The following is a 26841-nucleotide window of genomic DNA, read 5'->3' as shown; positions in this document are numbered from 1 at the left end:
GCGCGCGCCCCCGCGCCCCGCCCCCCGCCCGTGCGGGGCTGGGGGCCCCCGCGCCCCCCCCCCCCCCCCCCCCCACTACCGTGTATCTACAGATCCCGATCAGGGCGGACTGCTGCGACGTGCGCGGCAATGCGGCAACGCGCATGGGATGCCTCGGCCGCGCCGCGATGTTGAAGCCGGTTGCACCTGGCTTGTGGCGGGGATCGATTCCGGCAGCTGCACCTGCCCCGTGATGCTTGCCCATACCAGGGTCGTACCCAGTGCACCTGCCAGGTACGCCACCGACACCGCCCCGATCAGCAGGCCCGCGGCATGCTCCAGCCATGGAAGCAATCGGCAACACCCCTGCGCCCAGCGCGGATGGCTGCCGAGCCACGCCATCAGCAGGCCGAGCGACAGCGCGACGCCACTCAGGCAGGCCACGTAAGCGGCCTGGGTGCCCGTGTCGGCAACGAGGCCGGTAACCAGGGCTGCAATCGCGAACTGCAGCATCCAGTTGCTGCTGCTGGCGAGCGCCAGCAGGCATCCTGCTTCGGCGTGCGGCCAACGGGAGCGGGCGCGCAGGCCCAAGGGCATCTGCAGGGAAAGCGGAGAGAACGGGGTCAAGCCGGCGTCGCGCAGGCACATGCCCGCCAGGCGCAGCAGCAGGAGGCAGCCCGCGCACTGCATCGCCAGCGTCCACAGGCCGCGGTTTCCCAGCATGCCCGCTGCAACGAAAGCCGTCGCACAGATGACGCCCGTACCGATGGCGATACCGAACGACGCGGCCATGGCGGCGTGCCCGCCCGCGCCCATCGCGGTGCGCAGGATCTTCGCGTGATGCGAAGCAGGCAGGAGCATGGCGAAGCCGTACAGCACCGCGACGATGAAGAACTGCTGCACGTAAACCTGCCACTGACCTACAGAAAGTGCAGAGTGTGGGCGGGTGTGAACGCGCGGTATTGAACGCCATTGCGACAGGCGCGAATCGCCGGCATCAGCCGGCCCACAGCGACACGACGATCCATAGCGCCAGTGCGATCATCAGAAGCCCTGCGGCCCGCTCCAGCCAGGGCAGGGCGCGTGCGAACCGACGCAGCACCCACGGGTGGCCGACCAGCGCGGCGACCAGCAGATCCCAAAGCAGGACGATGCCGAACATCCACGCGCCATAGAAGAATTTCGTTGCGGCGTTGGCCTGCGGGCCGTTGAGCATTGCCGCCAACGTTGCATAGAACAGCGCATTCTTTGGGTTCAGCAGCGCAGACAGGGCGCCCAGCCCTGCCGCCTTCCACCACCCGTGCGTATCGCCTGCGCGCGATTCCGCGGCAGGTGCCTGCAGCGTCGTCGAGCCCGCATGGCGCAGGAACAGCGTGCCGAGGTACAGCAGGAATCCGCAGCCCGCCAACTGCACCGCAATGAACCCTGCGCTGCCCGCGCGCAGCATGGCCATTCCAGTGAAAGCCGCCACGATGAAGACGCCGTTGCCAACGGCGATGCCTGCGCAGGCGCCGCTGGCGGTGCGCCAGCCAGAGGTGATCGCGGTGCGTGCAACGAGGAAGAAATCGGGACCGGGTGAGAGCAGGGCGAGAAAATGTACGGTGGCGATGATCAGGAACTGTTCCATCGGGTCCGGCGGCGGCTGGCTGGGGCGCCAGTCTGGGGATGTGCCGCGCGGTGGTATTGAACGTTATTGCAGGCTCAGCGCCGGTACTGGCCTGGGGTCGCACCGGCGTGGGCCTTGAAGACCCGCTGGAAATGACTCTGGTCGGCAAAGCCCAGTGCATGCGCGACCACGGCCAGTGACTGGCCTTCGCACAACCGTCGGCGGGCCTCCTGAATGCGCTGGTCGATCTGCCAGGCGTGTGGGGTCAGGCCCGTGGCACGTCGGAAGGCGCGGATCAGCTGGTAGCGGCTCATGCCTGCCAGCGATGCGAGCTCCTGCAGGGCCGGGGTGTGTTCGAGCCGCTGGCGCAGAACGTCCATCACCGGCTGCACTCGCTGCTGCAATGCGGCATCTTCAGGCGGGCCGGCGACGGCTACCCCATCGTGTTCATCCAGATCGCCGACGAACGCGATCAGGGCCGCTTCCTTGACGCTGACCGGATCGTCGGAGAACAGCGTCTCGTTGAGCTGGCAGTACTGCTGGTAGCGCGGGCGATGGTGGGAAATCCGGATGGGTTCCTGCAGCCAGTCGGGTCCGGGCAGGCCGTCATGCTCGGCGCGGACCTCGGCCATCCAGCGCGCATCCAGGTGCAGCATCTGGTAGCTCCAGACCTGGCCGGGCAGGGGGTTGCAGGCATGCACGCGGCCTGCGGGTACGCCGACCAGATTGCCGGGTTGCAGCAGGCGCGGTCCTTCTGCCGCGCCGGTGAACACGCTGTTGCCAGCGTCCACGGCGCCGATCGAGAAGGTGTCGTGGCTGTGCGGGCGATGGCAGGCGCGGCTGTCGCACGCCCGTCGGCTTTCGACGAAGGGCGTGCGCGGGTCACGCCAGAATTCGGTGGCAGAGCGCATGCAGCGGTTCCGGGATGCAGGGAGCAACGCCCGCATGGTGCCATGTTCGGGGCAAGGCGCGTCGAGGGTGTCTGCGCGATAATGCGGCCATGAGCATCCAAGAGCTTTCCCCCGCGCAGGCGCGTGAACGCCTGGCCCATGGCGCGGTGCTGATCGATGTGCGCGAGGCGCACGAGCGGGCCGGTGGCATGGCAGAAGGCGCGCGTGGCGTGGCCAAGGGCGAGCTGCAGGCCGACCCGGCGGCGCATCTGCCAAAGCGCGACCAGGAGATCCTGCTGATCTGCCAGAGCGGCAAGCGCTCGGCAGATGCCGCGCAGTTCCTGCTGGAGGCCGGCTACATCCACGTCGCGTCCGTGACCGGCGGTACCGTGGCCTGGCGCGAGCAATCGCTGCCGCTGGTGCAGCCCCTGGCCAGCGCCGCCGACCGCGACTTCTACGACCGCTACTCACGCCACCTGCTGCTGCCGCAGGTGGGCGAGGCCGGCCAACGCCGGTTGCAGCAGTCGCGTGTGCTGGTGCTGGGTGCCGGCGGCCTGGGCGCCCCGGCCGGGTTCTACCTGGCTGCGGCCGGGGTAGGGCACCTGCGCTTTGCCGACCACGACCGCGTGGAGCGCAGCAACCTGCACCGGCAGATCGTGCATACCGAGGCCAGCGTCGGCCAGCTCAAGGTCGATTCCGCGCGCGCGCGGCTGCTGGCGCTGAACCCGTCGATCGAGGTCGAGGCGGTGCCGGAGCGGGTCACCTCCGAGAACGTGGATGCGCTGCTGGAGGGCGTGGACGTGGTGCTGGATGGCTCGGACAACTTCCCGCTGCGCTACCTGCTCAACGACGCCTGCATCAAGCACGCCAAGCCGCTGGTGTATGCCGCCATCGAGCGCTTTGACGGCCAGGTAAGCGTGTTTGATGCCGGCCGCCAGCGCGGCGTGGCGCCGTGCTACCGCTGCCTGTTCCCCGAGCCACCGCCGCCGGAGTTCGCGCCGAACTGTTCCGAGGCTGGCGTGTTGGGCGTGCTGCCCGGCCTGGCCGGCGTGCTGCAGGCCACCGAGGTGCTGAAGCTGCTGCTGGGCATCGGCGAGCCGCTGGTGGGGCGCCTGCTGCGCTTCGATGCGCTGGGCATGCGCTTCCGCGAGACCGGCATCCGGCCGGACCCGCATTGCCCCGTGTGCGCGCCGGGCGTGCCGTTCCCCGGGTATATCGATTACGCCGCGTTTTGCCGGGGTGGGTGAGATCGGCCGGGGAATGCATTGGTAGATGCCGACCTTGGTCGGCGCTTTCGTGCCAACCAAGGTTGGCACCTACCGAAGAGGGGCATGGTTGACACCCACCGAAGCATGTGCATGGTTTCGGGATGATGCTGGGGGTCGCTCCCCACGTCGTTCCACCTTCAAGACAATCCGGCGCAACATGCGTGCTATTGCCGTCATCGGCATTGCTCTATTGTTGAGCCCGATTCTGGATCTTGGGGAAAACACCGCATGGCGGTAGAAGCAGCGACCAGCGAGCTGGTCAAGGTCGTGGCCCTGTTGGGCGCGGCGGTGGTGATGGTGCCCCTGTTCCGCCGGGCCGGCCTGGGCTCGGTACTGGGCTACTTCGCTGCCGGCCTGGCGATCGGACCGTTCGGTCTGGGCTGGTTCTCCGACCCGCAGGCGATCCTGCATACCGCCGAGCTCGGCGTGGTGATGTTCCTGTTCGTGATCGGCCTGGAAATGCGGCCGTCGCACCTGTGGAGCCTGCGCAAGGAAATCTTCGGGCTGGGCACGCTGCAGATCGTCACCTGCGCGGTGGTGCTGACCAGCATCGCCAAGCTGTTCGGCCTGCCGTGGCAGGTGGCCTTCATCGGCGCTACCGGTTTCGTGCTGACCTCCACCGCGGTGGTGATGCAGCTGCTGGCCGAACGCGGCGACATCGCGCTGCCGTCGGGGCAGAAGATCGTCTCCATTCTGCTGTTTGAAGACCTGCTGATCGTACCGTTGCTGGCGCTGGTGGCGTGGATGGGCCCGAGCGCGGGCAGTGCCGACGGCGAGGGTTCTCGCTGGCTGTCGGTGGCGATCGGTGTCGGTGCCATCGTCGGCCTGGTGCTGGTCGGCCGCTTCCTGCTCAACCCGCTGTTCCGCGTGCTGGCCGAATCGAAGGCGCGCGAAGTGATGACCGCCGCCGCGTTGCTGGTGGTGCTGGGAGCGGCGCTGCTGATGCAGCTGTCCGGCCTGTCGATGGCGATGGGCGCGTTCCTGGCCGGCGTGCTGCTGAGCGAGTCGACTTTCCGCCACCAGATTGAAGCGGACATCGAGCCGTTCCGCGGCATCCTGCTCGGCCTGTTCTTCCTCAGCGTGGGCATGGCGCTGGACCTGAGCGTGGTGGCCGCGAACTGGCAGCTGATCCTTGGCCTGGTGCTGGCGTTGATGGCGGCCAAGGCGCTGTGCATCTACGTGGTCGCACGCATCATGGGTAGCGACCACGCGCAGGCGCTGGATCGCGGCGTGCTGATGGCGCAGGGTGGCGAGTTCGCCTTCGTGCTGTTCTCGGCCGCGGCATCGGCCGGCGTGATCAACCTGGAGATCAATGCCAACTTCACCGCCGTGGTGGTGCTGTCGATGGCGCTGACCCCGCTGGTGGTGCTGGTCTACAAGCGCATCGCGCCGAAGCCGACGGTGAACATGGACGGCGTGGACGAGGCCGATGGCCTGTCCGGCAGCGTGCTGCTGATCGGCTTCGGCCGCTTCGGCCAGGTCGCCAGCCAGTCGCTGCTGGCGCGCGACGTGGACGTGACCATCATCGACAACGATGTGGAGATGATCCAGAGCGCTGCGCGGTTCGGCTTCAAGATCTATTACGGGGACGGCACGCGACTGGATGTGCTGCATGCCTCCGGCGCTGCCACCGCACGTGCGATTGCGGTGTGCGTGGACAAGGCCGAGGCCGCCGACCGCATCGTTGAACTGGTGGCGCATGAGTTCCCGCAGGCCAAGCTGATGGTGCGTTCGTTCGACCGCGAGCATTCGCTGCGGCTGATCCATGCCGGTGTCGATTTCCAGATTCGCGAGACCTTCGAATCGGCGGTTTTGTTCGGCCAGGCCGCGCTGGTGGAACTGGGTGCGGACGAAGACGATGCGGTGGAGATTGCCGAGCAGATCCGCCGTCGCGATGCCGAGCGCTTCGAGCTGGAAATTGCCGGTGGTGGCTTGAATGCCGGTGCGCGGATGATCTATGGCAACAGCCCGCAGGGCGTGCCGACGCCGACGCCGTTCACCGCGCCCAAGCGGGAGAGCAAGACGCTGAACCCGCAGGATGTGCCGGAAGAGGAAGAATAAAGCCCGGTAGTGCCGGCCGCTGGCCGGCAACCTCAGCGCACCATCCGTCGGTAGTGCCGGCCGCTGGCCGGCAAATACGGAAACGTCCCGACGTCATGAGGTTGCCGGCCAGCGGCCGGCATTACCAGGTGGGGAATTACCCAAACCGTAGCGGTGGGCGAGGGGGCCTGAATCGGGGACAATAGCGTCCCCGCCGCCCCACGCCCGCTCCCGATGACCGATTCCGCCCCCCAGCTTCCTGCCCGCATCCTTGATGGCCGCCGTATCGCCGAGGACCTGCTCGACAGCCTGAAGGTGCGCGTCGACGCCCGCGTGGCCGCCGGTGGCAGCCGTCCGGGCCTGGCCGTGGTGCTGGTGGGTGGCGACCCGGCCTCGACCGTGTACGTGCGCAACAAGCGCCGCGCCGCCGAGAAGGTCGGCATCGAGGCACATGACTACGACCTGCCGGCCGGTACCACCGAAGCCGAGCTGCTCGACCTGATCGACCAGCTCAACGCCGACCCGAAGATCAACGGCATCCTGATCCAGCTGCCGCTGCCGGGCATCCCCGACGCGCGCCGGCTGATCCAGCGCATCGACCCGCGCAAGGACGTGGACGGGTTCCACCCGGAAAACGTCGGCCACCTGGCCCTGCGCGAGTTCGGCCTGCGTCCGTGCACCCCGCGCGGCATCACCACGCTGCTGGGCCACACCGACCAGCCGGTGCGCGGCCGCAACGCCACCATCGTGGGCGTCAGCAACCACGTCGGCCGCCCGATGGGCCTGGAGCTGCTGATTGCCGGCTGCACCGTGACCAGCTGCCACAAGTTCACCCCCAAGGACGTGCTGGAACAGGCCGTGCGCAACGCCGACATCCTGGTGGTGGCGGTGGGCCGCCCGGGCATCGTGCCGGGCGAGTGGGTGAAGCCGGGCGCGGTGGTGATTGACGTCGGCATCAACCGCCTGGATGACGGCCGGCTGGTGGGCGATGTGGGCTTTGAGGCCGCCGCCCAGCGGGCGAGCTGGATCACCCCGGTGCCGGGGGGCGTCGGCCCGATGACCGTGGCCACGTTGATGCAGAACACCCTGGAAGCGGCGGAAGCGCTGAGCTGACGACCGGCTCCTGGTGGGTGCCGACCGTTGGTCGGCACAATGCCGGCAGGCCGATGACCCGCTTCTGGTAGGTGCCAACCTTGGTTGGCACGATCCGTCCGGCGCCTGTGCCCCAGATGGGGTGAAGGCCGCTCCCTGTTTGTGCCAACCAAGGTTGGCACCTACCAAAGGCGGTTCCGAGGCGGTTCCATGTCCGTGGCGGTTCCGTGGGTGCCAACCTTGGTTGGCACGATCCGTCCGGCATCTGGACCCCAGATGGGATGACGGCCTCTTCCTGTTTGTGCCAACCAAGGTTGGCACCTACCAAAGGCGGTTCCGAGGCGGTTCCATGTCCATGGCGGTTCCGTGGGTACCAACCAAGGTTGGCACCCACCCAGGCCCCCTGAACCAATCACCGCCCGCGCGACACTGCGTCGCATCTACCCCCTGCCACACGGCGCGAAAACAGGGTAAAATGTCGCGCTTCCCCACATCTCGGGTATGCCGATGCTGCGCATCCAGGCTGAAGCACTCACTTACGACGACGTCTCGCTCGTCCCCGCCCATTCGACCATCCTGCCCAAGGACGTCAACCTCGAAACGCGGTTGACTCGCGACCTGAAGCTCAAGCTTCCGATCCTGTCCGCAGCCATGGATACCGTCACCGAAGCCCGCCTGGCCATCGCCATGGCCCAGCTCGGCGGCATGGGCATCATCCACAAGAATCTCAGCCTGGAACAGCAGGCCGCGGAAGTGGCCAAGGTCAAGAAGTTCGAGGCCGGTGTCATCCGCGACCCGATCACCGTCGGCCCGGAAACCACCATCCGCGACGTACTGGCCCTGACCCAGGCGCACAACATCTCCGGCGTGCCGGTGGTGGGCAGCGACGGCCTGCTGGCCGGCATCGTGACCCATCGCGACATGCGCTTCGAGACCGAGCTGGACGATCCGGTCCGCCACATCATGACCAAGAAGGATCGCCTGATCACGGTCAAGGAAGGCGCCGCGTCTGACGAAGTGCTGCAGCTGCTGCACCGCAACCGCATCGAAAAGGTGCTGGTGGTCAATGATTCGTTCGAACTGCGTGGCCTGATCACCGTCAAGGACATCCAGAAGAACACCGACTTCCCGAACGCTGCCAAGGATCTGTCGACCCGCCTGCTGGTCGGCGCTGCCGTCGGCGTGGGTGGCGATACCGATCGCCGCGTGGAAGCGCTGGTCGCCGCCGGCGTGGACGTGATCGTGGTCGATACCGCGCACGGCCACTCGCAGGGCGTGCTGGACCGCGTCAGCTGGGTCAAGAAGAACTTCCCGAACGTGCAGGTCATCGGTGGCAACATCTGCACCGGCGAAGCCGCACTGGCGCTGCTGGACAGCGGCGCGGACGCCGTGAAGGTCGGCATCGGCCCGGGCTCGATCTGCACCACCCGCGTCGTCGCCGGCGTCGGCGTGCCGCAGGTCACCGCCATTGACCTGGTGGCCGAAGCGCTGCAGGACCGCATCCCGCTGATCGCCGACGGTGGCATCCGCTACTCGGGCGACATCGGCAAGGCGCTGGCCGCCGGTGCCTCGACCATCATGGTCGGCGGCCTGCTGGCCGGTACCGAGGAATCACCGGGCGAGACCGAGCTGTACCAGGGCCGTTCGTACAAGAGCTACCGCGGCATGGGTTCGCTGGCCGCCATGGAGAAGGGGTCGAAGGACCGCTACTTCCAGGACGCCGCTACCGCCGACAAGCTGGTGCCGGAAGGCATCGAAGGCCGCGTGCCGTACCGCGGCCCGGTGGGCGGCATCATCCACCAGCTGATGGGCGGCCTGCGCGCCACCATGGGCTACGTGGGCTGCGCCACCATCGAAGACATGCGCAGCAAGCCCAAGTTCGTGAAGATCAGCGGCGCCGGCCAGCGTGAGAGCCACGTCCACGACGTGACGATCACCAAAGAGCCGCCGAACTACCGCGCCTGATGCGCTTGCGAACTGCTCTTGCGATTACGGGCAGCCTGCTGATGGCAGGCTGTTCGTTGTCCGAACCGCCGCCGCGCTCCGGGTCTCCGGGCGCGGCGGTTTCGCAATTGCAGGACGTGCCGGCGTGCCAGAACGCATTCTCGCTGCCGAAGGGCTGGCAGGTGCAAGCCGCCGGCGAGCAGCGCTGGCTGCTGAAAGGTACTGGCGAGCGCCCGCTGCAGGTCACCCTGCAATGCATTTCCGAGCTGCTGCACGGGCCGGATGATCCGGTGCTGACGCCGGTGTTGGGCGCGCTGGAGCCCGCACGGATGAGTGTGCGCTGGGCATCCTGGGGTGCTGCGGATTCGGGCGTCTCGATGGCGGCGCTGCAACGGCGCATCGTGCCCGGCACCGAAGTGCAGGAAATCGCCGAGCTGCCGCGCGCCGACCGCGCCAACCCCAATGCACCACACGGCCTGCTGATGCTGCGCTGGGACGAGGAAGACACCTCACATATTCAACAACGCGAGGCGTTCATCGCCACGCTGACGCAGAGCCTTGAAGCGCCGGGCGCTGCGAAAAACACCACTGGAACGGCACCATGACCAACATCCATAACGACAAGATCCTCATCCTCGATTTCGGCGCGCAGTACACGCAGCTGATCGCCCGCCGCATCCGCGAGCTGGGCGTCTACTGCGAAATCTGGGCGTGGGACCACAACCCGGCCGAGATCGCGGCGTTTGGCGCCAAGGGCATCATCCTGTCCGGTGGCCCGGAATCGACCACGCTGCCGGGTGCGCCGGCCGCGCCGCAGGAAGTGTTCGACAGCGGCCTGCCGATCTTCGGTATCTGCTACGGCATGCAGACCCTGGCCGCGCAGCTGGGCGGTGCTACCGAAGCCGCTGACCAGCGCGAGTTCGGCCACGCCGAAGTGAACGTGATCAACCCGGATGCACTGTTCAAGGGCCTGAGCGACCACGGCGGCGAGCCGAAGCTGAATGTCTGGATGAGCCACGGCGACCACGTCTCCGTTGCGCCGCCGGGCTTCACCATCACCGCCACCACCGACCGCATTCCGGTGGCCGCCATGGCCAACGAAGAAAAGCGCTGGTACGGCGTGCAGTTCCACCCGGAAGTGACGCACACCCTGCAGGGCCAGGCGCTGCTGCGCCGCTTCGTGGTGGATGTGTGCGGTTGCCAGACCCTGTGGACCGCCGCCAACATCATTGACGACCAGATCGCCCGCGTGCGCGAACAGGTGGGCGATGACGAGGTGATCCTGGGCCTGTCCGGCGGCGTCGATTCGTCCGTGGTGGCTGCGCTGCTGCACAAGGCCATCGGCGAAAAGCTGACCTGCGTGTTCGTGGATACCGGCCTGCTGCGCTGGCAGGAAGGCGACCAGGTGATGGCGATGTTCGCCGAGCACATGGGCGTAAAGGTCGTACGCGTCAACGCCGCCGACCGTTACTTCGCCGCGCTGGAAGGCGTGAGCGACCCGGAAGCCAAGCGCAAAATCATCGGCAACCTGTTCGTTGAGATCTTCGACGAAGAGTCGAACAAGCTGAAGAACGCCAAGTGGCTGGCGCAGGGCACCATCTACCCGGACGTGATCGAGTCGGCCGGCAGCAAGACCGGCAAGGCGCACGTGATCAAGAGCCACCACAACGTGGGCGGCCTGCCGGAGCACATGAAACTGGGCCTGGTGGAGCCGCTGCGCGAGCTGTTCAAGGACGAAGTGCGCCGCCTCGGCGTTGAGCTGGGCCTGCCGCGCACCATGGTCTACCGCCACCCGTTCCCGGGCCCGGGCCTGGGCGTGCGTATCCTGGGCGAAGTGAAGCCGGAGTACGCCGAGCTGCTGGCCAAGGCCGATGCCATCTTCATTGATGAGCTGCGCAAGGCCGACCTGTACGACAAGACCAGCCAGGCGTTTGCCGTGTTCCTGCCGGTGAAGTCGGTGGGCGTGGTGGGCGATGCGCGCGCTTATGAGTGGGTGATTGCGCTGCGGGCTGTCGAGACGATTGACTTCATGACGGCGCATTGGGCGCATCTGCCGTATGAGTTCCTCGGTACGGTGAGCAACCGGATCATCAATGAGTTGCGGGGGGTGTCGAGGGTGGTCTATGACATCTCAGGGAAGCCGCCGGCTACTATTGAGTGGGAGTGAGTTGAGAGAACTAGGGCGCCGAGAGGCGCCCTTTCTTTGACCACGGTAATTCTTTTAGTACCCGCAAGTCTTGGCGAGCTTGGCAAACGATTCAAATAGGACTTATCGCGATCGGCTCTTCGCAATTCGGAGTCCCGTGGAGGGGCATCCGTTGTCCGCTATCACAGGAAGTTAAGAGTCGAGCTCTCTAAATATGTCGCGAAGGCACAATCCTAAGGAGCGCTCTTCCGCGCTTCTTTCCAGAAATCCGAGCACAAATCTCTCTCGGCAAACGATGGAGCGAATGTTTCTATCAAGCTCCTTGTGGCTATCGTTTCTATCAATTAAGTCCTTGATTTCGTGGCGATACCATTTGTATCGATCTTGCAATCGGAATGCGTTTAGGTGATTGGACGAGGGTTGATCCAAGCCAGTTAAGGAGAGCACGATGTCGCTGGATTCAATTGGTCCGTTAATGCTTTTTCGAATTGTTCCCTGAATGGAGAATTTCACTAGTAATTTCGTCGAATCTAGTGGATGCGGAATCCCTTTGTCGAGGGGGTCATCCGCTGTCTTTACTCCGGAATTGCATTGAGTACAGCAAGGTATTAGGTTGCTGACGGATACTGAAAGATATGGATACAACGACCTTGGTAGATAGTGATCCAGTGGTGGTCGTAACTTAAAACTGGGTGAGCCTTTGCGAGGACGATTCTTCTCAATATGCAGATTTACATGATTCGCCTGACAGTATGGGCACGTTCTTAGGTTGTACGCCTGAACCAGTGCGTACGCTCCCCAATCGACCTGGGTCGAAAACCATTCGTAGTCGAAACACTCGTTAATTATATTCAGCGTGTTCTTATGCTTGATATGGTTTTTGTCATTGGGCTTTCTTTTGAGTGCGGCGTATGCTGAGAACTCGGGGAAATTAGTTACTGTATTCCTTGCAAAGTTTGCTATTTCTATATAATCTCCGATAAGAATTGTCTGAATTGATTCTTTGATTTTTTCAATTAGCTTAGATTCATAATCTTTTTCCTTTAGCCCTTTGGTAGATTTGAGAATTTTCTCGTCGAATCTAGATTTGAGAGCCTTGTAGTGCCGCTCCTTCTCTGTGGATTTTAGCGGTGGTATCTTAATCACTATCTTGCAGTCCTCATATGTAGTTCTGTGAGAAGGTATTCCCTTAGCTCCCGTGAGGCGATCTGGTCGATCAAGCTTCTTATTTCTATCTCGGCTTCTGCGGAGTCGTTGGATCGAGGTTGGCTGAGGAAATTGGTTATTATCTTGTATAGATTTTCAGCCATGCTACCTGAAAAGTCTTTTACTCCATAGACCCTGTCGAGAAGCTCCTTGGGGCCAAGGGCAAACCCGTTCTGCATACTTCCGGATTTGACATCAAATAATCTATTTGGAGGCGTGTCGCCCGCAACGATCAAGGAATGCGTTGCCAGAATAAGATGAATATGATCGAAGTCTCTACGATATCTTGAAATGAAGTTAAGAATGTCACGGAGATACTGGCGCTGCCAACTAGGGTGCATAAACATCTCCCCCTCATCAATGGCTATCAGAGCTGAGCGGATATTCCTATCTGCAAAATTGTTAAGTGCGCTGCTCAATGAGGCAAATAAGAGTAGAAGCGCAACTTGGCCGCTGCTAAGCTCAATGAATTTCCAGTTGATCAGCCCCAGTCGCTCTGCTTCCTGAAGTATTGGAGAAATGTTGGGTGATACAGAACGAAGCGTGCGTGCGTACTCCGACAATCCCTTTGGCGCAGTGGCGGAAATTGATCGCCTAAGCTTGATTAGTATGCTGAGGATTTGATTTGCCGTTGGGCGTTTCTCGTAGGCGCTTGCATGGTAGCGAAGGAAGCGGCTGATCGAGCGATTGTCGGCCATGGGCTTTTCTTTTCGATCAGAAAGCTCGTAAAGGAGCATATCCAAGGCCTTTGCGCCATCCAGCCTGGCGCGTCGGAGTTCAATTGCTAGTAATGTCCTGGATCGAGGACTCAATTCGAAGGCATCTTTTCTAAGTCTATCCAGCGCCATTCCCAGACTTGAGACTTTACTTGACCTTCTTCCTTTCGGGTGGTTGGACGACAAGAATGTACTGACACTTTCTATTTCAGTCTGTATATCAACTGAGGTTTCAATGTCAATACCAATTTTCGCGCGACGAATGAAAGGAATGTTTTTTGGCAACGACCCAGCCGCTAGGCACAAGGCTGCACCACTGTAAGATGCCGTGCCAGATTTTGGGGTTGAGTCTATGGTTCCGCTCGACTGAAGGCGTAGGCGCCGGTTCGATTCAAATGGAGATGTTGTATAAAAAATTGCCCCAAATTTATGGCTAAATTGCTTCTTCTTCTGTGAAGTTTCCGGACCTTCAAGTCGAAAGGCTTTTCGCACGCCCTCGTCATCAAGGTGGATTATTCCGGATTCATCTCTCCAGATTATTGAAAGCTGTCTTTGGTCGTAAAATTTCTTAACTACTGATTGGCACGCATCCAGAAGGAGTGCAGTCTTGCCTTCTCCGTTCTCTCCATAAACTACAGTGATCGAATCTACTGGTAAATCGGATGTGCGGCTATGTATGTGAGGGATTTTGCGAACTTTAATTGCCGTTGTTGAACTGGATTTATGGTTGCTGCCATCTACAGTGAATTCATAGTCGTCTGTAAGTGAAAGGACTGCTGGTGCCTTTCCTTGCCTTCGTTTGAAAGCCAGTGCCAAGATTATAGGAGGAGCCATAAGTTTGTTTGGTCTGCGCTGTGTTCAGCGTAATAAAATGTGCTCTGGTTGATCGGCGGGTGCGATGGGTGGGTATACGTCATTGCTATATATGGTGAATTTCTCTCCACTTAGAAAGCGTGCTGTCAATGGAGGGCCGCTCGCAGGTGGAAATCGATGTAATTCTCGCGCAATTGGTTTTAGCTCTTCTGCCAAGATGTCCTAAGGGTGAGCAAAGTGACATTGTTCTTGCCAGCACTAACGTCTCAATCATCGCAACCATCGGCATTCGGCCCGACTGTGAATTCCTTGCCGCTTTCGTCCCACCCTCGCCTTGTTTCGGCGGTGCAGGGGCGATTGGGTCAACAACAGGTCTACGGCTAGGGTTCCTCCAGTGGCGGCAGCGGGGAAAGCAGCGAAAATTGCTCGATGTTGCCTTGTTCATCTTGGCGGCGGTGTCCGCTCTCATCGGAGCTGGTCTCGGTAGCGCCGGCGAACAGGCCGATGATCGCAAGCGAAAAGCTAGGATCAAGGGAGTTACTCTTTACAAAGAGTGCAAGAATGTCAGAGGCCATCTTCGCCGAGAGGTTTGAATCATTACCGCCCAGGTGGCGTGGCAGAGCGCCTGCACCTGCCGCAAAGTAGTGCAATGCCAGATCTGTGATGCGCACCGCATCATTCAGAGCATAGCGCCTGATCAATAAGCGATTCACTTCTTCAAGCAATAGCGGAAAATCCTCATGATCGATGGCTAGCTGCGAATCGGCTTCCCCCGTCAAGCGACGGATGGCATCGGCAAATCTGACCTTCTGCGCCAGAGACTCGGGACCTCCATGGAGCTCCTCGCGTAGACGCGCTTCGACGTTCAGCACATCCACAACATTCAACTCGCTGATCAGCAGGCCTAGGCTGATAGCCAAGGCGCGCGTTGCGAACAGGACGAGACACACGTGCGCCCTATTGTCCGCGCGCAGCTTTCTATGCAAGCCATTCTGTCTTCCAAGATTGAGCAAGGTCAGCACCCGATGCGCCGGTTGAAGTGTCCACAGTGTCGTGCGCAGGAACTGCAGAAGGGTGCGATATTCGCTTCCCTTTGGGAAGGTCAGCAATGCTTCGATCCCTTCGTACCCGCAGCCATCAAAATAAGGACCTTTGAGACGGTTTAGTCCAAGACGACTGTCAAGCTCGTGCAGTTGGCTCTCATCAAGACAGTTGACCTTGAGTTCGTGAGCCAGCCAGCGCGCATTCTCTGGGAGCTTCTTCTTGAACAGATAGAGTTCGTCGAGATGTAGGACGTCTTGCAGGCCTCTGACCCACAACACCCGATCAACAGCCCTGCCTGAGGTGGTTTTGCAATCAATCAGCAGCCGCGAGACACCGCCACTGGGGCTGAAGCGAAAGCCATACACGTCCGCGTCCGTCAGATCTGTAGCTGCGCGCCATCGGGTGTTGGCTGGCAGGGAGACGGGGACGTTGAGCAGTGGCACATATCCAAGAGCCCACGCCATCCGCTTGCCCAGCAACTTGTACGAATGGTCTTGATCATTTGATGACACGGTGAATCCCTCGCAGGTCGTCCAGTAAGGCACGGCCCAAACGGGCGGCGGTGCGCGTGTTCGGGTCCAGCGTGCGCGCGGCGATGAGGTCGCGTGCGTGCTTGCGGTTTGCTTCTGGCAGGAGCAAACCGCCAGGCTCGCTTCTAGTGAAATAGCCTTTGACCTCTTCGGGCAATAGCAGGGACGAAGCAGCGTCTTCGCTTTGTCCGGAGCACATGGCAATCGCCAGATCCACCGCCGCGAGGTTGTCCTCGGTGTCGTAAAGGCGGAAGCGGAAACGCCCGCCGTCCGGTTCGATCCAGCCCACGCCCATGTTCGCCGCAGCCGCATATTGGGAATGGATATTGGAATGCGGTGTGCGCCCAATCATCTTGCGGTCCCTGAGCCCTTTCAGAATGGCACTGGGATCGGCAATTTTGGTAATCGAAGAGTAGCCCTCGCCATAACGTACACATGCCAAAATTATGCGAGCCTTCTCGACGATGGCACGGGGCTGGGTTGTCTTAAAGGGAGCAAATGCAAATGACTGAGTCCCGCCGGAAGAGATGATGGCGGGCGCACGCAGTATGTTTTCATTGACCAACTCGACGACCAGTGGCGTGCTCTGCTCCAGCATACTGATCGGGGCGCCAGGATGTGACTTGGCCGCGCGAAACACTGCTTCGATCTCTGTATGGGTGCCGGGGTTGCTGGCAATGAAGTTCAGCAGAGTCTCGGGATTCTCGTCAGAGAACAACGGCGCGTAGAGAATCGGGACGCGGTCCTTTGGCGAGTCGTACTGACGCAGGTAGCCCCCCAGATCACCGATGTCCACCACCGTTTGAATGTCTGCAGTCTTCAATCCGAGTTCGGAGACTAGCGTTTCAAGCGGCACGGGGGCCACAGTAAGCCGGTCGATGATGGCCATGGTCGCCTGCTCAAGTTCGCCTGGCCTGCGCGCGGACCATTGCTCGCCAAGCGCTCCGTAGACTTCTTGGAAGTAGGGGATGGTCTCTTCAATACGCTTGGGGGCGTAAGCATTAGGCACTACGCGGATCCAACCAATTTGCTCGAGTGTACCCAGCACCGTGGGCAGCGAATCTGAGGAGATACCCAAGTTTCTACAAAATCCGTGGAATCCTACGATATTCTCAATAGTTTCAAGTCCCCGAATATGGACAGCCAGTTGTGCTGCCATGCCGATCTGGCGCGTGATCGGTATCGTCGCGGATACGCGGAAATCCGAAACGTCACGCAGACCGGACTGCACGTCCTGGGCTCGCCTTCCTATAGCTTCACGATCCATAACAACGCCCTCTCGCTTCTTTATCAGTAATGTGCCTGCGGCTTCTTTTCTGCCCCTGAAATTGGGTGCACGTAAATGAGTCCCTTGGTCTGCGCTGCCTTCACCTTGCGATCAATTATGTCGCCCAACGTCAGGTGGCCCTCTGGCGCCAGTATTAGGTCTTCGCCGTCAATGAATAGCGTTTGGATCTCTTTGCCGATGACTAGACTCCTGATAACGTCTGGACTGAATCCATTGAGCGAGATGAATAAGCCCCGACCATATAATTTCGCGGATACCTTGCCCGCAAATTGATACACGGGCTCGTTGCTGGCACTTCGCTCCTGTCACTTGGCTTCGATGAGGTAGTGCTCACCATCGAACTTAACGACACCATCAATCTGCTCCCCGTTCACCCGAAAGGCTTCTGTTGCGTTCAACCCGGACAGGCGCGACAGCTCCGACAGAATCCCTTCCAAGGCGTATCGTTGCCGCCGTGACGTGGTATTGGCAAGCAGGCCAAGGTACTTCGTACGCAGCTGATGTAGCGAGGCGGTGGGACGCTGACGCTGTGCCTCTTGTGCTGCCCGGAGTTCGCGCTGCTGCCTGATCCTAGCTTCGCGAATTTCCTGTAGTTGGCGCAAGTGCTCCAAATTTCGGTAGGCGGTGCTCCGATCAAGCTTGCGGAGTCTGTCGAAGTAGTAGGTGTCGAAATGAGACCAGTTTAATAGCGATTGAAGCATTGCTCGAAAGGGCCCTATGCCGCTGTCTGCGCGCTGGTTCAACGCCGCGAACATCGTGTCGATGATCTCATGCCGCTTGATCGCGTCTTCGCCATCGATCGACACGCTAGCCAGTTCTGCTTTCGTACAACCATGCTTTTCAAAGAAACCGAGGATGTCCTTGCGAGGCCAGAACAAGGACTGGATGCAATCCTTCATACACCCTTGGATACCGGCCGGGAAACTCATGCGCAACTCCCCTCCGTCGATTGGATATGCCGCTGCTGTACCGTTTTATCGACGTGTCCTTGGCTGAGCGCGAATGTTGCTCCTTGATCGATGTTTTGGCGCTCGACCAGTGCGAAGGCAACAATCGACTTAGCGCCATCCTTGCTCAAGCGCTTCTTCATCTTGCCAAGGGTGAATAGGCTTCGCCGGCTGAATAGGAAGACCTGGATAGCTACCCACCGCTTGCCGGTCCGCGCCAGCATGAACGGCGCGGTTACGCAAGTTATGCCCGTATGACTGCGTTCGCCGCAATGGATTGGATCGTGCCTGCGCCTGCTGGCGACTGGCCGATCGCAGGCGAAATTAATCAGAAAGCTACAGTCTAGGAAATTTGTAGGATTGGCCATTAGAAGCCCCTGCTGCCGTTCAGGTAGGTCCCATGGGCGAAGAGATACGGGCTGACGCCATTGCTGTCGAAGCCGATTCGCGCGCATTGGAGTATTTCCCTTGCACCGGGAGAGCGGGAAATTCAGCAGCCACAAGCTCCAGCGGTTCGCAGGCTTGGCTGGTCGGGCCGGCGTGAGTTACAGACTGGAAATGTAAGATTGCTTGCAGAGCGCATCGCGCATAGCTTGGCTCGGTGGGGAGTATGAGCGCGAACGATTCGCTGGCACCGTGCCCTCCCCCCGTGACTGTCTTCCTTAGGTGGACCAACAGCGCACACGGTTCCAGCACTGCCTCGTCGTCCGGCAGTTTCCCTCGGGCGTCGACAAAGGATGCGATCAGCTGCTGTTCGATAAGGTGCGTGGGTGCAGGCATAGGGCAGGGTGGCTTGATTACCGTTTAGCACATGACCGAACTATAGCCAATATTGGGCGGCAAGCTCACTATTTCTGTGCAGTCAAAGCGTTGTCGTGAATCGGATCCGATTGCCATGAGCACTTTCCCGGCGGGGCCTGACCCAAATCCAAGGGAAAGCGGATGGAGTCTCCATGCATGCTCAGCGACATCCCGCGCGCCGATGCTTGATCAGGCAGGTCTCCCTGCGCTCCGCGATTTAGTACTTGCCATCTAGATGCCGCAGAGCAACATCGATCTCTAAGTCGCCGAGCGCGAGAGTAGTCCGATGTGAGCGCCAGTTGCATACAGTCTGTTGATGAATCAGTAGATCGAGCGCAAGGAGGGCTCTGCATCCTATGTAGGGCGGGACGCAGTGCAGGGTGAGGGGATGATGTTGCAGCAAGCTGAAGAGTAAGTCGGAGAAGGCGACGAGCTCAATTCCGGTATGTAGATGGCTACGGATGACTACTGGTGATCACTCCGGTCTAACCTCCCGACAAGCCCACTCAACCAAGCCCCGGCAGGCCAGAAACAGCCCATCCACAACCCCCTCATCCAAATGCCGCTCCGGGTCCGCTGCGACCCGGCAGCGGTCTGCCGCGTGCAACAGCTCCAGCACCGTCAGCGCTCCCACCATCGCGCGCTCGGTCCTCGCCAGGCTCACGCGTCGGCCGGGCGACACATCGGTTTCCGGCCAAGGATGCCCATCAGCCCCCTCGCAGCCGCGCATGCGCTTGAGGATGCCGAGCAGGGAGTTCAGGTCGGGCAGGGGAGTGTCGTCGTTGATGGGCTCAACAACGGTGTACGAGGAAAAGGTATCGGATTCGTTCATGGCGTCGGCTTCCGTGGCTGTGCTTAACAGCGCCACCGTGAAGAGGTGGCGGACGATGCGTGGCTGCAAACCGGGACGAAGCAACGAATGACCGGTGGGTCCGAAGACCCCCACGCACCGCCCGCCAGATAGGCCGACGGATTGCCCGCCGGCACCGGTTAAGGACGGTGCCGACGGGCAAGCGTAAACAACAGTCGTTGCTCATCGCGGGTTTGCAGACCCGGAGCCACCCGTTGTCGGTGGCACGTCATGGTGTTTACGCCGCCGCTTCGAATGCCAATAGAAATTCGCGAAGGAATCGCGGAATCCGAGAGCGAAGAACTATTGTTGCACGCACCACTCGTGCAGCACGCGACGCCAGCAGACGCATTCGCGCAGCTGCTCTGCTGATGGCGAATCAAACTGGCGCAATTGCCCACGCCGCAAGCGAATAGCGCGACGGCCTTCTTTGCAACAGTTCTTAGTTTGCTTCGGCAGGCAGCGGCTCCCGACAGGCCGCACACCCACAAAATCGGTTCAATCCCGACATCGCCAGCGCGCCTCGCGGCCTCAACAAGTGCGATCCTCAGCCGCATTCCCCACCAGCAACTCAATCATCGCCCGCGCAGCAGCCGACTGCCGTCGATGCGGCGCATAGATCACCGAGAACGGCCTTGACCGCCCTCGCAGCTGCGGCAGCACTTCCACCAGCTGCCCACGCTGCAACCGCTCGCGCACAATGAACGCATAGCTCTGGCAGATGCCGATGCCCTGTTCGGCCAGCGACACCACGCCCAGTACATCGTCGGAGGTCTCGATGGACGAACGCGGCAGCCAGTCCACGTCGCGCCCGTCGTCGCGGAACGCCCACGGCGCCAGCCGTCCGGTGCGTGGCATCACGAAGGGCAGGCACAGGTGCTGCTGCAGGTCGTCCAGCGTCTGCGGCGTGCCGCGGCGCTGCAGGTAGTCCGGCGCGGCCACCAGCACCAAAGGCGCATCCTCCAGCTTCCGCCCCACCAGCCCGCTGTCCGGCAGCTGGCCCAGGCGGATGGCCAGGTCGAAGCCTTCGGCCACCAGGTCCACGTTGCGGTTGGTGATGTTCAGTTCCACCTGCACCTGCGGGTACTGCTGCGCAAAGCGCGCCAGCACGGGCGGCAGCCGGTAGTGGCCATAGGTGGTGGGCACGCTCAGGCGCACGCGGCCGGCCAGCGCACCGTCCTGGGCCAGTACGTCGCGCTCGGCGTCGTCCAGCAGACCGAAGGCGGTGCGCACCTGGTCCAGATAGAGCCGCCCGGCGTCGGTCAGGCCCACGCGGCGGGTGGTCCGCTGCAGCAGCTGCCGGCCCAGCCGCGCTTCCAGGCGTGTGACCGCGCGGCTCAGCACCGAGGGCGTGGTGGACAGCGCCACCGCGCCGGCCGTGAACGAGCCGTGCTCGACCACCGCCAGGAACACCTCCACATCGCCCAGGTAGTCGAACTTGCGGCTCATTTGGCTCTCCGGGGAACAGATGTTTTGCGATGGGGGCAATTTATCGCCGCTGCGGCGATGAATAAAGTGGCCGCCATTCCCCGATAGGAGCTCCCCATGAACCTGATGACCCGTCTGGCCGCAGCGCTGGCCCTGACCCTGGCCGCGGCCGGCGCGCATGCCGCCAACGTGCTGGTGGTGCTGTCCGACGAGAACCACCTGGACCTGAAGGACGGCAAGGTGCTGTCCACCGGCTTCTATCTCAACGAGCTGATGCAGCCGGTCAAGCTGCTGCTGGACGCGGGCCACGCGGTGACGTTCGCCACGCCGCAGGGGCGGGCGCCGACGGTGGATGCGTCCTCGGTGACGCCGGCATACTTCGGCAACGATGCCGCGCAGCTGACGCTGCACAAGGACCTGTTGGAGAAGCTGGCGCTGACCTCGCCGACGGCCTCGCCGGTGGTCAGCCTGGCGCGCATCGAGCAGCAGGGCTACGCGCGTTTCGATGCGGTCTACATTCCCGGTGGCCACGCGCCGATGCAGGATCTGCTGAAGAGCCCGGCGCTGGGCCGGCTGCTGGCCGACTTCCACCAGCGCAACAAGACCACCGCGTTGGTCTGCCACGGGCCGATCGCGCTGCTGTCCACGCTGCCGGATGCTGCGGGTTTCGTGGCAAAGCTGGAGGCGGGTGGGATGCCGGCCACGCCGAAGTGGATCTACAGCGGCTACCAGATGACGGTGATCAGCAACCAGGAAGAAGAGCAGGCCAAGCCGCTGCTGGGTGGCGGTGAGATGAAGTTCTACCCGCAGACGGCGTTGCAGCGGGCAGGTGCGAAGTTCAGCAGCAATGCCACGCCGTGGACCGGGCATGTGGTGGTGGACCGCGAGCTGATTACCGGGCAGAACCCGGCTTCGGCGCTGGAGGTGGGGCAGCGGTTGGTGGAGCGGTTGAAGTAGGGCGGGCTCTGCATCGCATGCGGTGCCGTGGCACCATGGTGGACTGGCCTCGTCCTTCCGGGCGGGGGCGTTTTCCCAGGGAAGCCCTCGAACACGACATGCGAACGTCCTTCTTCATTCTCTCCGCCCTGTGCCTTGGCCTGCTGTCTGGCTGTGCCAGTGGCCCGGAGGAGCACGCCTCAAGCCGCGAGATCACCGGTGCGTTCGTGGCCGACGATGGCCAGCTGTACCTGCTGCCGCGCTTTGAGGAGCCGATGCGTTTCAATGCCGCGCCGTTCCGCGAGTACCGGGCGCTGATGGACAGCCCGCTGCGCGAGGCGGTGGCCTGCGCGCAGATGTACTTCCATGAGGACTGGCGCGACCCGGCCAACAAGGCCAAGGTGCACGGCAGCTATGCGCTGCTGCTGCGGCCGGAGCAGGTGACGCCGGAACAGGCCACGCAGTTCAAGCTTGAGCGGATTGAGGTGCTCCCGCGCGAGGCGAAGTATGTGGATGAGCGGGCGCGCTACTACCTGCCGCAGGATCGGAGCCGTTATGCGCTGGCGTTTGATCGGGCCTGCAATCTTTCAAAGAAGGGCGGCAGCTATTACAGCGCGCTGTTCGAGGGCGACGGCGAGCGGGTGAAGTTGCCGGACGCTGCAGCGTTGGCGGAGAAGGGGAAGCTGGCGCAGCCGATCAGTGCGCGGGCGCAGCGGATCCTGCCGGAGCGGGAGGACAAGCCGGGTGTTGGGACAGCGGCCGGGAAGGTGCTGGGCGCGGCGTTGATTCCTGTGGCGGTTCCGGTGTTTGTGTTGAGCCTGCCGTTCCTGGGGCCGGATCATTGGAAGTGATGGGACCAGAATGACGCCATTCGGATGGTGCGCATGGGGTGGGCCGGTGAGCCTCTATCATTACGGCTGCCGTCCCCCGTATATGGGCAGAAGACCTGTGGGCCTTTCATTTAGATGTGGTCGCACTTGAAAATTCTGCTAGCCTTTCCGGAACATCTCTGTGATTGAATATGGTCGGAGAGGTGTGGTTGTGTTTGTGGCAAGCGTTGATCAGGGGGGGGGCAGTCTTGAACATAATGGATGCAAAGGCATGGGGGTGAGGTGTGGTGGAGTGCGGAATTAGGAGTACGTACTCTCAGTGTCCGTTTGAAATTCGGATGCATGACGAGGATGGGTTGATATCGACGGGTACAGCCTTCTTCTATCAGCATGACAGAAGTTGGTTCATTATTACTAACTGGCATAATTTGTCGGGTCGGAATTTTTTGACCAAAGAGCCACTGTCGGTTCGCTTTCCAACATTCATTGAAGCGAATCTGTCGTCTTACGAAGTGCCTGGACATCAAATTCCGCCTGGGCATTTTACGACTGTCTCGCGACGGGTTGATATATACCGAAATTATCAGCCGGTTTGGTACGAACATCCTGTTCTGGGCTCGTCCTGTGATGTTGTGGCAATTCCATTCGAGCGGCCATCCGCTTGCCCGGAATTCATGCATAACGCTGCTAACTGTGTAAGCCGGACAAGGATCCCAGTAAAGCCTGGTGTGACCTGCTTTGTGATTGGTTTCCCATATTCGCTCAGTATCGGATTCGGTCTGCCTATCTGGAAGTCTGGTTTCATAGCTTCTGAGCCGTACTACGATATATGCATTGGCGGTCAGACTGCTTCGATTGGAGGTTCCCGCGGAGGAGCAAAGTTGCCGGCATTTTTTTTGGATACCCAAACTCGACAAGGCATGTCTGGGGCCCCGGTGTTCGCGAGCTATGTTGGGACATGGAACATGACCGATCCGTATCGGGAAGTTGATCCAGAGTCAGAAGGCTTCTGGGATCGGAATGATGTCGCAATGGGTGCGTCCGCAATGGAATTCGTTGGTTGCTATAGCGGACGAATTGGAAAGGTTGAGGAGGGCGCTGCGCTTGGGCTGTGCTGGCGTGCTGATGTAATCAAACTGATCTGCGAGAGCAGGTCAGCAGCGAAGCATCCGCATTTCAGCTCTAGCGAGTGACGCTGGCTGTTGTCCGAACGGTGGAGGTTCTCAGTGCCTTCATCGGCCGATACAGCCCGAGTCGCGTCACCCTGGATGCTGACTGTGCCGTCTTTTCGTGGATGCTATTGCTGGGGCTGATGGGCTGCATTATGCCTCAAAGTTCTTGAGACCTTTGGCATCAGCAGGCTTCATTAGTTCGTCGTTTAGAATTCATGAAACGAGCAGCGTCGTTCTGATGCACGAGTTCACTTTCGGCCACGACTTGCTGCGGATTTTTCCTTTGGCGGATCGATGATGGCGAGCATGGCCTGCCTGCCTCCCTTCTTGTTCGCTTTCAATACCTCGCTCAGTAATTTTGCCGATCGGGCGCTTGTGCCGATCCAGCCAGACTTTGCCAGTTGGATGAACTCCGAGTTGTTGAAGTAGCGCGGGCAATTTTGATAACCAATCGCTCTGCCCCCGCCGCTGTTGATTGATTCGGGCAACTGAAGAAATTCGTCTAGGTGATCGGCTGACATTGTGATGCCTGGAATCAGGCTTTCGTCGCGCGCGCCAGGGCGGAATTGCTCACAGAACTTGAAAAAGAAGGGATCGTCGCTAAGCCTGTAACTCCAAAGTGAAGGTGACGACAAGACGTTTTGCCGCCCTGCTGCGGCCTTGAAGTCCTTGGCCCTCTGTAGTTGTGTGAGCAAATTTGATGATGGTGGGATTGGGTAGCTCCAACTTTTTGGCTTCCTATGCATGCGCTTGTACTGAAGAAGGATGTAGTTCTCGTGGCAGCAGTTGTAGATGAGAAGATCGATACCAAGAACGGTTTCTAGATCGGTCTGGTCGGTCACGATTACCCGGACTGAACGCTCGTTGCTGTCGCCGAACGTGGCGACATTGACGGATTGTTCTCCCCAAAGAGAACTGAAGATCCTACGATCGTGTTCGAGTAGGGTGCGCTCATGCACAGGCAGGTCGTCTAGCAGATCCAGGACGGACGTGGCATTCGCAGCACGCTCGATGTTCATCGATTTAAGGACTTCTGCTCGGTCCAGGCCTCCAATGTCCAAAGCTAAGCCAAGTCCATCTCGCTGTTCGTTCAGACGAAGCTCGCGCTGACTATCTTCCGGTAAACGATGCTGTGAGGTACGCAGGGCGATGACGTCACTGATGCGCCTTGAGTCCGCGGGGCGCAGTGTTCGCAGAAGTTGTATGAATTCGTTCCAGGTTCGCCCATCCAGCCGTTTCAGACGCTCCGGCGTACTGACGAGTGATTCCAGTCCCAGTGACGCCAGCATTCTTGAGGTAATGGGCTGATCGAAGACAAGGAGCGGCTTGGCCATGCGCATCTTGCGCTTGCCCGAGCCGCCGCTACCATGCATGTGTTCCATCATGGCAAACGCATGGATTTGAAGCGGGTCCTGCTGCAGCACGAGCGCGACCAGCTCGCGCGACTGAATATCCCAGTCTAGAGCGGAGAACGAGTCTGAAAAGTCCACCTCTGGATGCAGGCGTTCTTGCAGCCATTGGGTGCGGCCAGGCTCGAATGTTAAGATAAAGCCGCCGTACTCGGTGGATGCGATCTTTTTCCTTCTTGGCACCGCGCTATCCCCTTGTCTTTTCTCGATGTTAGCTCCCTGTCGTCGTTGAGCAAAGATGCAAAGTCAGTGAGTCCGGTCTAATGGCGGCGGAGCTGTCTTGCAATGGCGTGGAACCGACAGCGGCTACACTCACTGCCTGCATCCGATGGAGTCACGCCCATGTTCAGTGGAAAGGTTGCGGTGGTCACCGGCTCCACCAGCGGTATCGGTCTTGGTATCGCCACGGCGCTGGCGCGACAAGGCGCGGACATCGTGCTGAATGGCTTCGGCGATGCAGCGGAGATTGAACGCATCCGTACCAACCTGGAAACCGAGTTCGGTGTTCGCGTGGCGCATGACGGTGCCGACCTGTCCCGTGGCGAGGCGGTGCGCGGACTGATCGATCGCGCCGTCGCGACGATGGGCCGCATCGACATCCTGGTGAACAATGCCGGCATCCAGCACACCGCGTCGATCGAGGAGTTTCCGGTCGAGAAGTGGGATGCGATCCTGGCGCTGAATCTCTCGGCGGTGTTTCATGCCACGGCGGCGGCCTTGCCCCACATGAAGCAGCAGGGCGCCGGCTGCATCGTCAACATCGCATCCGTGCACGGGTTGGTGGGCTCGGTGAACAAATCGGCCTATGTGGCGGCCAAGCATGGCGTGGTGGGGTTTACCAAGGTGACCGCGCTGGAGAATGCGGGCACCGGCATCACCGCCAATGCCATCTGCCCGGGCTGGGTGCGGACGGCGCTGGTCGAGCAGCAGATCACTGCGTTGGCCGAGCGTGAAGGCACGGATCAGGAGGCCGCCGCGCGCGCGCTGCTGGCCGAGAAACAGCCCTCGTTGCAGTTCGTGACGCCCGAGCAGCTGGGGGAAATGGTGGTGTTCCTGGCCTCGGACGCTGCGGCGCAGATCACCGGCACGGCGCTTCCGGTGGACGGGGGCTGGACCGCGCGCTAACTGGCGGGCTGTGCCCGCCGCTGCAGCATCGGCAGCGCTACCAGCGTGGCCAGGATGGTGAACAGCACCAGCGATGAACCCACCGTGCCGAAGCCCAGGCCGCCCTTTTCCAGCGGCTTGGTGAGCAGGTCGCCGAAGGTGGCACCGAACGGGCGGGTGAGCACGAAGGCGATCCAGAACAGGATGACCCGGTTGATGCCCTTGATGCGGGTGGCCAGCGCGGTAAGCGCGATGAGGCTTCCGATGAGCAGTGCGCCGCCAGTGAAGCCCAGCCCGGAGTCGTCGGCGAGGAAGTCGCCAAGGGCGGTGCCGAGCGTGTTGGAGAACAGCACGGCGGTCCAGTAGAAGCCTTCGGCGCGACGCGATTCGATGTTGCTGACCGAGATCGACTTCTCCGATACCCGCCAGGCCACCAGCACCAGCGCCAGGCAGCCGGCCAGCAGGCTGGCGCCGGTGGCGTAGCCCAGCCCCAGTGTGCGATCGATCAGGTCCGACGTGGTAGTGCCGGCGGTGCTGGTAGCCAGCACCACCGACCAGAACAGCACCGGGTGGAAGCGCCGCGCCGACAGCTGCACGGCCAACAGGACGGCGAAGATCGCCAGCAGGATGGCCGAGCTGGCCACGTAGCCCAGGTTGAGCGTCATCGACAGCAGGTCGCCGGCCGTCTCGCCGAGGGTAGTGGCGGCGATCTTCATCACCCAGAAGCCGAGGGTGACCGCCGCCACTTTGCTGTGCAGGGAGTCTGCGTCTGAAGCAATCATCGAACGTCGCCTGGGGAGTC

General features: G+C 61.3%; 23 protein-coding genes. 11 read left to right on the top strand and 12 right to left on the bottom strand.

What is annotated here, in order from left to right; genetic code table 11:
• Positions 1-99 precede the first annotated feature (99 nt).
• The 3 genes from V3B46_RS13075 to V3B46_RS13065 form a co-directional block, all read right to left on the bottom strand.
• Positions 100-882: a lysine transporter LysE gene (locus tag V3B46_RS13075; RefSeq protein ID WP_329892096.1), complete on the bottom strand. Its 783-nt coding sequence runs from the start codon at positions 880-882 to the stop codon at positions 100-102.
• A 94-nt stretch (positions 883-976) separates the two neighbouring features.
• The gene (locus V3B46_RS13070) at positions 977-1606 is read right to left on the bottom strand and encodes a LysE family translocator (RefSeq protein ID WP_329892095.1); all 630 of its coding nucleotides are present in this window, start codon (positions 1604-1606) and stop codon (positions 977-979) included.
• A gap of 74 nt (positions 1607-1680) precedes the next feature.
• On the bottom strand, positions 1681-2496 hold the full coding sequence (locus V3B46_RS13065) for an AraC family transcriptional regulator (protein ID WP_329892094.1): 816 nt from the start codon (positions 2494-2496) through the stop codon (positions 1681-1683).
• 89 nt (positions 2497-2585) lie between these two features.
• Here V3B46_RS13065 and moeB point away from each other — a divergent pair, with 89 nt between their 5' ends.
• From moeB to guaA, 6 genes are all read left to right on the top strand, one after another.
• A complete protein-coding gene (gene moeB, locus V3B46_RS13060) occupies positions 2586-3722 on the top strand; it encodes a molybdopterin-synthase adenylyltransferase MoeB (protein ID WP_329892093.1) in 1137 nt (378 codons plus the stop codon).
• Between the two features lie 249 nt (positions 3723-3971).
• Positions 3972-5804: a monovalent cation:proton antiporter-2 (CPA2) family protein gene (locus V3B46_RS13055; RefSeq protein ID WP_329892092.1), complete on the top strand. Its 1833-nt coding sequence runs from the start codon at positions 3972-3974 to the stop codon at positions 5802-5804.
• 213 nt (positions 5805-6017) lie between these two features.
• Positions 6018-6896 (top strand): bifunctional methylenetetrahydrofolate dehydrogenase/methenyltetrahydrofolate cyclohydrolase FolD, encoded by an 879-nt coding sequence (folD, locus tag V3B46_RS13050; RefSeq protein WP_014036908.1) that lies wholly within the window; start codon positions 6018-6020, stop codon positions 6894-6896.
• A gap of 486 nt (positions 6897-7382) precedes the next feature.
• Positions 7383-8840: an IMP dehydrogenase gene (gene guaB / locus V3B46_RS13045; RefSeq protein ID WP_005409308.1), complete on the top strand. Its 1458-nt coding sequence runs from the start codon at positions 7383-7385 to the stop codon at positions 8838-8840.
• A 107-nt stretch (positions 8841-8947) separates the two neighbouring features.
• Positions 8948-9424 carry a hypothetical protein gene (locus V3B46_RS13040; protein ID WP_329892091.1) on the top strand — a complete coding sequence of 159 codons (477 nt, stop codon included), beginning with the start codon at positions 8948-8950 and terminating at the stop codon, positions 9422-9424.
• Entirely contained in the window at positions 9421-10986 is a 1566-nt protein-coding gene (gene guaA / locus V3B46_RS13035; RefSeq protein ID WP_099474709.1) for a glutamine-hydrolyzing GMP synthase, read from the top strand. Before V3B46_RS13040 ends, guaA begins: the two co-directional genes overlap by 4 nt.
• Positions 10987-12110: 1124 nt before the next feature.
• Here the strand turns inward: guaA and V3B46_RS13030 are convergent.
• The 5 genes from V3B46_RS13030 to V3B46_RS13010 all read right to left on the bottom strand — a co-directional run bounded on the left by V3B46_RS13030 (position 12111) and on the right by V3B46_RS13010 (position 17491).
• Entirely contained in the window at positions 12111-13703 is a 1593-nt protein-coding gene (locus V3B46_RS13030) for an AAA family ATPase (protein WP_329892090.1), read from the bottom strand.
• A 377-nt stretch (positions 13704-14080) separates the two neighbouring features.
• On the bottom strand, positions 14081-15256 hold the full coding sequence (locus V3B46_RS13025) for a hypothetical protein (RefSeq protein WP_329892089.1): 1176 nt from the start codon (positions 15254-15256) through the stop codon (positions 14081-14083).
• The gene (locus V3B46_RS13020; protein WP_329892088.1) at positions 15243-16505 is read right to left on the bottom strand and encodes a hypothetical protein; all 1263 of its coding nucleotides are present in this window, start codon (positions 16503-16505) and stop codon (positions 15243-15245) included. Before V3B46_RS13020 ends, V3B46_RS13025 begins: the two co-directional genes overlap by 14 nt.
• 59 nt (positions 16506-16564) lie before the next feature.
• The gene (locus tag V3B46_RS13015; RefSeq protein WP_329892087.1) at positions 16565-16840 is read right to left on the bottom strand and encodes a hypothetical protein; all 276 of its coding nucleotides are present in this window, start codon (positions 16838-16840) and stop codon (positions 16565-16567) included.
• A 27-nt stretch (positions 16841-16867) separates the two neighbouring features.
• The gene (locus V3B46_RS13010) at positions 16868-17491 is read right to left on the bottom strand and encodes a hypothetical protein (RefSeq protein WP_329892086.1); all 624 of its coding nucleotides are present in this window, start codon (positions 17489-17491) and stop codon (positions 16868-16870) included.
• A gap of 26 nt (positions 17492-17517) precedes the next feature.
• Here V3B46_RS13010 and V3B46_RS13005 point away from each other — a divergent pair, with 26 nt between their 5' ends.
• Positions 17518-17670: a hypothetical protein gene (locus V3B46_RS13005; RefSeq protein WP_182474450.1), complete on the top strand. Its 153-nt coding sequence runs from the start codon at positions 17518-17520 to the stop codon at positions 17668-17670.
• A 1115-nt stretch (positions 17671-18785) separates the two neighbouring features.
• Here V3B46_RS13005 and V3B46_RS13000 read toward each other — a convergent pair.
• Together V3B46_RS13000 and V3B46_RS12995 are read right to left on the bottom strand one after the other, a co-directional pair.
• Entirely contained in the window at positions 18786-19142 is a 357-nt protein-coding gene (locus V3B46_RS13000; protein ID WP_119007842.1) for a hypothetical protein, read from the bottom strand.
• 549 nt (positions 19143-19691) lie between these two features.
• Complete coding sequence (locus V3B46_RS12995) at positions 19692-20609, bottom strand: LysR family transcriptional regulator (protein WP_329892085.1); 918 nt, start codon at positions 20607-20609, stop codon at positions 19692-19694.
• A 96-nt stretch (positions 20610-20705) separates the two neighbouring features.
• Between V3B46_RS12995 and V3B46_RS12990 the strand changes: the two genes are divergently transcribed.
• The 3 genes from V3B46_RS12990 to V3B46_RS12980 all read left to right on the top strand — a co-directional run bounded on the left by V3B46_RS12990 (position 20706) and on the right by V3B46_RS12980 (position 23547).
• A complete protein-coding gene (locus tag V3B46_RS12990; protein WP_329892084.1) occupies positions 20706-21545 on the top strand; it encodes a type 1 glutamine amidotransferase domain-containing protein in 840 nt (279 codons plus the stop codon).
• Positions 21546-21643: 98 nt separating this feature from the next.
• A complete protein-coding gene (locus V3B46_RS12985; RefSeq protein WP_329892083.1) occupies positions 21644-22375 on the top strand; it encodes a hypothetical protein in 732 nt (243 codons plus the stop codon).
• A gap of 317 nt (positions 22376-22692) precedes the next feature.
• Positions 22693-23547: a S1 family serine peptidase gene (locus V3B46_RS12980; protein ID WP_329892082.1), complete on the top strand. Its 855-nt coding sequence runs from the start codon at positions 22693-22695 to the stop codon at positions 23545-23547.
• Between the two features lie 227 nt (positions 23548-23774).
• Here the strand turns inward: V3B46_RS12980 and V3B46_RS12975 are convergent, their stop codons facing one another.
• On the bottom strand, positions 23775-25118 hold the full coding sequence (locus tag V3B46_RS12975; RefSeq protein ID WP_329892081.1) for a hypothetical protein: 1344 nt from the start codon (positions 25116-25118) through the stop codon (positions 23775-23777).
• Positions 25119-25277: 159 nt separating this feature from the next.
• On the opposite strand from V3B46_RS12975, the gene V3B46_RS12970 reads away from it, so the two are divergent.
• Entirely contained in the window at positions 25278-26060 is a 783-nt protein-coding gene (locus tag V3B46_RS12970; protein ID WP_329892113.1) for a 3-hydroxybutyrate dehydrogenase, read from the top strand.
• On the opposite strand, the gene V3B46_RS12965 is transcribed toward V3B46_RS12970, so the two are convergent.
• Positions 26057-26821, bottom strand: coding sequence for a COG4705 family protein (locus tag V3B46_RS12965; RefSeq protein WP_329892080.1), 765 nt, complete (start codon positions 26819-26821; stop codon positions 26057-26059). The two genes, V3B46_RS12970 and V3B46_RS12965, sit on opposite strands and share 4 nt — an antisense overlap.
• Positions 26822-26841 lie beyond the last annotated feature (20 nt).

It is taken from the genome of Stenotrophomonas sp. SMYL11 (assembly GCF_036320005.1).
In the GTDB taxonomy this organism is placed as follows: domain Bacteria; phylum Pseudomonadota; class Gammaproteobacteria; order Xanthomonadales; family Xanthomonadaceae; genus Stenotrophomonas; species Stenotrophomonas maltophilia_A.
This window is presented reverse-complemented; position numbering and strand designations above follow the sequence as displayed.